A 321-nucleotide genomic window follows, 5' to 3' on the forward strand; every position below is an offset into this window, starting at 1 on the left:
GGCGATGTCGGCCTGCTTCATGCCGTCCAGTTGCGACAGCAGGAACGCCTTCACCACCGGCGCCGGCAGGGTGTCGAGGCGGCGATCCAGTTCGACCAGGGTCTCGATCAGGATGGCGCGGCTTTCGGGGCTGGGCGTCGTCTGCTCGGGCAGGGCGGCCAGCGTCGCCAGATAGGCTTCCTCGATGCGCCGCCGCCGCATGAAATTGGACAGCACCCCCTGCGCCACCGTGGTCAGCAGCGCGCGCGGCTCGCGCACCAGCGGCGGCTCGTCGCGGGCGATCAGGCGGATGAAGGTGTCGTGCGCCAGGTCGGCCGCGTC

At 71.0% G+C, this 321-nt stretch carries 1 protein-coding gene; it reads right to left on the reverse strand.

Features of this window, described 5'->3' with window-relative positions:
* On the reverse strand, positions 1-321 hold a 321-nt coding region (locus AOZ49_RS33065), incomplete at both ends, for a sigma-70 family RNA polymerase sigma factor (RefSeq protein WP_054478056.1).

Origin of the sequence: Achromobacter sp. 2789STDY5608615, from assembly GCF_001298995.1 — a bacterium.
Classification (GTDB): Bacteria; Pseudomonadota; Gammaproteobacteria; order Burkholderiales; family Burkholderiaceae_B; genus Achromobacter; species Achromobacter insuavis.